The sequence below is a fragment of the Desulfotomaculum copahuensis genome, assembly GCF_001655685.1.
Lineage (GTDB): Bacteria > Bacillota > Desulfotomaculia > Desulfotomaculales > Desulfovirgulaceae > Desulfotomaculum_G > Desulfotomaculum_G copahuensis.
This window is the reverse complement of record NZ_LYVF01000037.1, coordinates 1-5,800: the sequence shown is the minus strand read 5'-3', so window position 1 is coordinate 5,800 and position 5,800 is coordinate 1. Positions and strand designations below refer to the sequence as shown.

The window sequence follows — 5,800 nt, the reverse complement described above, 5'->3', positions numbered from 1 at the left end:
CGGTCGAGGACTTGACCAGAGCGGTCGTCAGTAATCAGACGTCGGAAGCCGGAGTAAGAAAGAAACCGCTGGCGCGGTTTCCGGAATACATCTGCCAAGACCACGGTTATTGACGGCAAAGACGAACACTTTTCGCTGTGAAGTTTTGAGGGAAGATTAACAGTTGGTAATCCGAAGCCGGAAGACGAGCCGGTTGAAGCTGCAATATTTAGCAAAACCCGTACCTTTCAGGTACGGGTTTTGCTTTAGCAACTGTCCATATTCCGGGTAATTACCTGCAGCCGGATATGATTTTATGGTATTTTTTATTGTTCTTGCAACAGCCGTCTTAAAATTTTACCGGAGCCGTTTTTAGGCAGCTCGGGGCGGAATTCTATCACTCTGGGGTACTTGTAGGCGGCCATCTTCTGACGCGCCCAGTTTATAATATCGGACTCGCTCATTTTGTTCTCATACTCCCTTTTCAGCACCACGTAAGCCTTGACGCTTTCACCCCGGTACGGGTCGGGTATGCCTACCACCGCCACCTCGGCCACCGCCGGATGCTCATATAGAAAATTTTCTACTTCCGGAGGAAAGACGCTGAATCCGGAGGCTTTAATCAGTTCTTTTTTGCGGCCCACTATATATAAATAGCCATCCTGGTCCATTCTGGCCATATCACCGGTGCACAGCCAACCGTCTTTTATGAACAACTCCGTTTCCTCAGGCCTCCGCCAGTAGCCGCGGGTGACCTGCGGCCCCTTAACCCAGAGCTCGCCCATTTCTCCCAAAAGTACCTCTCTGGACGGGTCGGCGATACTGGTTATTTTTATATCCGTATTTAGCACCGGTATGCCCACGGAGCCGGGGCGAGGTTTATCCAGAGGGTTGACTGCTACCTGGGAAATCGCCTCGCTCAACCCGTATCCTTCGACCAGGCTTGCCCCTGTCATTTGTTTGAATTTTTTCAGTACCTCTACCGGGATGGGGGCGCCCCCGGAAACGCAGGCCCTGAGGGAAGTTAAATCATACTTTTTTGTATCGGGGTAATTTACCACTGCTATATTCATGGTGGCTATGCTGATCCAGTGAGTGCACCGGAATTTTTCAATGGCTTTGACCACCGCCTCCGTATCGTACCGGGCCAGCAGTATAATGGTTCCTCCTGTATACATCGGCATGTTCATACTATGGACCAGCCCGGTAACATGAAACAGTGGAAGTACCGCCAGATGTATGCCGCGCTTTCCCCGCAGCCAGAGCGCTGAGCAAACGGTATTGAAAAGCATATTGGCATGTGTAATCATAGCTCCCTTGGGTACTCCGGTGATGCCCGACGTATATTGGAGCAAGGCCAGATCGTAGTCGTTGTCGATAACAACCTGAGGGAGCGGGGACGGGTTGTTTAACAAACCGGTTAATTCAACTGTATCCGGGAAATATTGCCTGGGGACGGTCAGAGAAGGGTGCAGCGGCAGCTTGGGACTGGATGGCAAAAAATCCTTGTAGCCGGTAATGATAACATTCCGTAGACTGGTTTTGTCCCGTATCTTCCGCAGTACCGGGTATAGCTGGTCCAACAGGACAATGGTTTCGGCACCCGAGTCGTTTAACTGGTGGGCCAGTTCGTCTTCTTTGAACATGGGGTTGGCGGTTACCGCCACGGCTCCTAATTTCCAGCAAGCAAAAATGGCGACAATAAACTGAGGACAGTTTTCCATGAAAAGGCATACCCGGTCGCCCCTGGTCACCCCCATTTGTGACAATGATGCAGCAAATGCGCCGGTCATATTTTCAAATTCGCCGTAGCTGATGCTTTTGCCGTAGAAATTAATTGCTTCCCGGCGGGGAAATTGACGGGCGTATTTTTTGACTATTTCCGGCAGGGTCGTTGCAGGAATATCAATTTTCCGGGGAAGATCCCCGGGCCAGCTTTTATACCAGATGGGCTCCATATTTTTAAACCTTCCTTCTGCAATTCGTGGTGCTGTTATATGCCGCTTATTCCGCCTGCCGTATGGCAGCCGGATTGGGTCATGTGGGAAGAAGGGCTCCTGTGAGTCCGCCGTTTTGCACTTTCTGCCGGAAAAATTAGCCGGTATGTTCGCCGGAGGATATGTCTATGTTCAATTCCTTTAATTTTTTCCACAGGGTGGTGCGGCTGATCCCCAGCACCCGGGCCATTTCACTTTTGCCTCCGCGTATGATCCTGCTGGCCTGGGTCAGTATTTGTCTTTCCATGTAGAGCATATCTCCCAGTTCTATGGTCAATTGATGATCATTATCCGGTGGCGGTATTTTCTCTTCACCAGCGGTTAATTTATTTAATAATCTGTGAAAAGTCGGGTGAGTATGAATATTTTCCTCGGACAGGGCCACATATCTCTCCACAAATCCTTCCAGTTCCCTTACATTGCCCGGCCACATATATTTTTTTAGTGATTCCGGCAGCTTATTGTTGATGTTGAGTTTTTCCGCTGCCCCGGGACCGGCCAGACGTTCCAGAAAATATATAAACAGGCCCGGTATGTCTTCCAGTCTGTCCCGCAGGGGCGGCACCTGCAAGTTTAATACATTCAGCCTGAAATATAAATCCTTCCGGAATCGTCCTTCCTGTACCGCCCTGGTCAAATTTTGATTGGTGGCGCTAATTACCCGTACATCCACCGGAATAATCCTGTGTCCGCCCACCGGCATAATCTCTTTCTCCTGCAACACCCTGAGAAGTCTGGCCTGCAGCCCGGAGCTCAATTCACCAACCTCGTCCAGGAATATGGTGCCGCCGTGGGCAAGGGGAAACAATCCCTGCCTGCCACCCTTGCGGGCGCCGGTAAAGGCCCCGTCCTCGTACCCGAATAATTCGCTTTCCAGCAGATTTTCCGGCAATGCAGCGCAGTTGACCGCCACAAAGGGGCCTTCCCTGCGGTTGCTTTCATTGTATATGCTCTGAGCAAATAATTCCTTGCCCGTTCCGCTTTCCCCGGTAATTAGCACGGCAGCCCCGGAGTGGGCGTATTTTCTGGCCTCACGTATGGTTTCCTCAATCATTGCGCTGCGCCCTACAATATCCCCGAATCTAAATTTGGCCACCAGTCCCCGGATGTGTAGTTGCTGCCATTCCAATAAAATCCCTCCCCGGAAGGCATATCGTTTTGGGAAAAGACATCGCGCATGATCAAATTATAATTTTTCATTTAAGAAAACACAAATCCATCCGGCCGGCTATTTGTAACCATTAAGCCACGCGGGCGGCCGGATGGAGATGTGGATAGCAGAAAAGACAGCCCCGTAAAAAAGGCTGTCGCAAATATAGTTTTTTAACGCATCCGTTGTCGCCGGCCTGACTCATTAGCGTCAGCTTTTTTGAGTCAGGTACACGGTAAAGCCAAAGTCTCTTTTCGTCCACAACATACAGGTACGATATCATCCGGCCCGCTGCGTATTTTTTTGACATGGCCTTGTCGGTTGTTACTTTGTTTAAACTGTATACAGCCCCATGTCAAACCCGTCTTCTTTTTTGTAGCGGCTGTAAATGTAATGGCGGTAACTCACGTACTGGTTGTAGTCGCAGGTCAACCCCGCCTCCTTCATTGCTTCCTCAAAGTCCTCCATGGTAGGGGGGCATCCCTTGACCGGAAGGACTTTTTTAATGTGCGGATTGTCTTTGTTCAGGGAGCAGGCGCACTTGCCGAAGAGCATCGTGTAATCAAAGCCCAGGGAGGCCACCTGCCTTTTGCCCGACACCAGTTCCATGTTGGGGAACGGCCGGCCTTTATAGGCGGACATGAACATAATCAGCATGGGGTTGTACATCATGGAGCAACCGGTGCAAAGGGAACTGTCGTATTTCCTGATGGCCAGTCCGCTGATGCCCCTTTTATGGAATCCGGCGGGCCCGGTGTTGGCTTCGTCCCACTGGAAGTCGGACTCAATATAAGCGCTGTGTTTAGATATTTCTTCTCCCCGCACCTCAATATCTTTTAGATTGGTGCTTTGGTTGTGGCGCCCGGCAAAATATTTCAAGTGCTCAACTTCCCCGGCGTCGTAACCCATCAGACCGGCCCCCACTACATCGCAGGCCAGGAAATCCCGGGAGGCGACCAGCACATTTTTCCGGTAGGCATTGCCGGTGGGGCCGGGGCCTTTGGCCAGGGTATACACCCCGTCGATAATGGTCAGTGCCACCGGTAATTTTTCGATAATGTGTGGGAACATGTGATCAAGATCAACGTCCTTGCCGTGGCAGTACATTTTGGACTTTCGATTCAGGCAGCCCTTGAGGTTTTTTATACCCAGGGAAACCTGGCATTGGTTGTGGGTTTTCAGCACCGGCAAGTTAATAATCTTATCGGCCTCCAGTGCCCTTTTGGCCAGGGAGAGCTTGAAATCCCCGAAGTCCACCGTTTCAAATTTTTCCTCGTTAAAATCAACCAGTGCCACTCCGTATTTTTCCCGCAGTTTGTCATAACCCAGGGTTTTATACATGGCCTGACCGATGGTTTTGGGAATCATCAGGGGGGCCTCGCCGATGGTAAGGTGTCTGAATCCCTCTTCGTTTAGTATCCGTACCAGGGCTGACATTACCGCGGCGGTAGTCACCACGCCGTACGGTGGAAAGGGAAGATTGAAGTCCCAGGTAACCAGATTGGGCTTAATCAGTATTTTGTCGCTTTTATCAAGCCCCGCCAGGCCGTCGCACAGTTGCAGGGCCTGCCGGACGGACTGGTAGGGATTGCTGAATACCACCAAAGAAACTAATGGTTTGCTCATATTTCTGATTCTCCTAAAAAATATATATGTTCTTTTTCCCCGGGGAAAACGCTGCAGCCGGAGTACTTGATCATTTCCTTTTCTGCCTGGGTGTCATTCCGGCTATGGCCCTGACGATGTCCTTCTTGGATTCCAGGTCGTACTGGGAGGTGATGGCGATCTGCTCCATGATGGGGGAACCGCCTCCGTGGTACGATCCGTATAACATTGAGCCGGAAGAGCCGGAAAGGTTGAAGTCGATAAAGGTTAGCCAGAACTTGATTTGTTCCTCAGTAGGAATTTTCGGGTTCCGGGTGAGGTATTTCTCCAGCAGGGCTTTGGTTTCGGGGTTGGTCAGATCTTTTTCGTACGGGAAGGTGGCGGGTAGACCACCAGCGATGTTGCATAGTATTTCTTGCTCGTGGTACACTGCCTCACCCGTTAGGCACCTTCCTACATTACAATAGATGGAATTTGGGATGCAGCTGCCCGGGCCATACGGCACAAAGCCCAGACCGGGTACATAGACTTCGGGCTTGCCCAGGTCGGATGCCGTATAGCCGGCTGCATATCCGAGTTCACCGGTCATGATCAGCTCGGACAACATCTCGCGTACGTGCGGAGCCTTTTCAATACCGTTTATTTCAGCAGCCAGGCCGGCCAGGCCGATAACAAAGTCTAACAAGGCGGGCTTGCAGCCGGAGTAGGAATGACGGTGAAACAGGGCAAAAAGCAGGGCTGCTATACCGCCATGCTGCGTTTCTCCACACAGGAACACCCGGTCCCAGGGAACAAAGCAATCGTCAAAAATGACATAAGAATCTGTGTACCCAAAATCAGCCGGTTTTTGATAATGTTCGCGCTTTCTGAAATTGTGGAAATGGACAACCTGCTTTATGCCTTCATAGTCTGAAGGAACGGCAAAGCACAGGGCGTAGGCTTCTTCGCCCTTCTGAAGGGCGCGGTTCGGCACTACCAGGATCTCGTCGGAAATCGAGGCTTCAGAGATGTGTACTTTGGACCCGCGGACAATGATACCGTCGTGCTTTTTATAATGGACCCATAAATT

The 5,800-nt window shown here is 50.9% G+C and carries 4 protein-coding genes; all 4 read right to left on the bottom strand.

What is annotated here, in order from left to right; all coding sequences use genetic code 11:
• Positions 1-305 precede the first annotated feature (305 nt).
• Positions 306-1,937 carry an AMP-binding protein gene (locus A6M21_RS02705; protein WP_066666371.1) on the bottom strand — a complete coding sequence of 544 codons (1,632 nt, stop codon included), beginning with the start codon at positions 1,935-1,937 and terminating at the stop codon, positions 306-308.
• A 136-nt stretch (positions 1,938-2,073) separates the two neighbouring features.
• Positions 2,074-3,105 (bottom strand): sigma-54 interaction domain-containing protein, encoded by a 1,032-nt coding sequence (locus A6M21_RS02700; protein ID WP_066666370.1) that lies wholly within the window; start codon positions 3,103-3,105, stop codon positions 2,074-2,076.
• 354 nt (positions 3,106-3,459) lie between these two features.
• Positions 3,460-4,752, bottom strand: a complete 1,293-nt coding sequence (locus A6M21_RS02695) for a DUF362 domain-containing protein (protein WP_066666369.1) — start codon at positions 4,750-4,752, stop codon at positions 3,460-3,462.
• Positions 4,753-4,822: 70 nt separating this feature from the next.
• Positions 4,823-5,800 (bottom strand): 4-hydroxyphenylacetate 3-hydroxylase C-terminal domain-containing protein (locus A6M21_RS02690; protein ID WP_066666368.1); only part of this gene is annotated, 978 nt, incomplete at its 5' end.

What these genes read in the sequence shown, in the direction of transcription:
- A6M21_RS02705 (WP_066666371.1), bottom strand. Translation starts at nt 1,937, where the DNA reads ATGGAGCCCATCTGGTATAAAAGCTGGCCCGGGGATCTTCCCCGGAAA.
- A6M21_RS02695 (WP_066666369.1), bottom strand. Translation starts at nt 4,752, where the DNA reads ATGAGCAAACCATTAGTTTCTTTGGTGGTATTCAGCAATCCCTACCAG.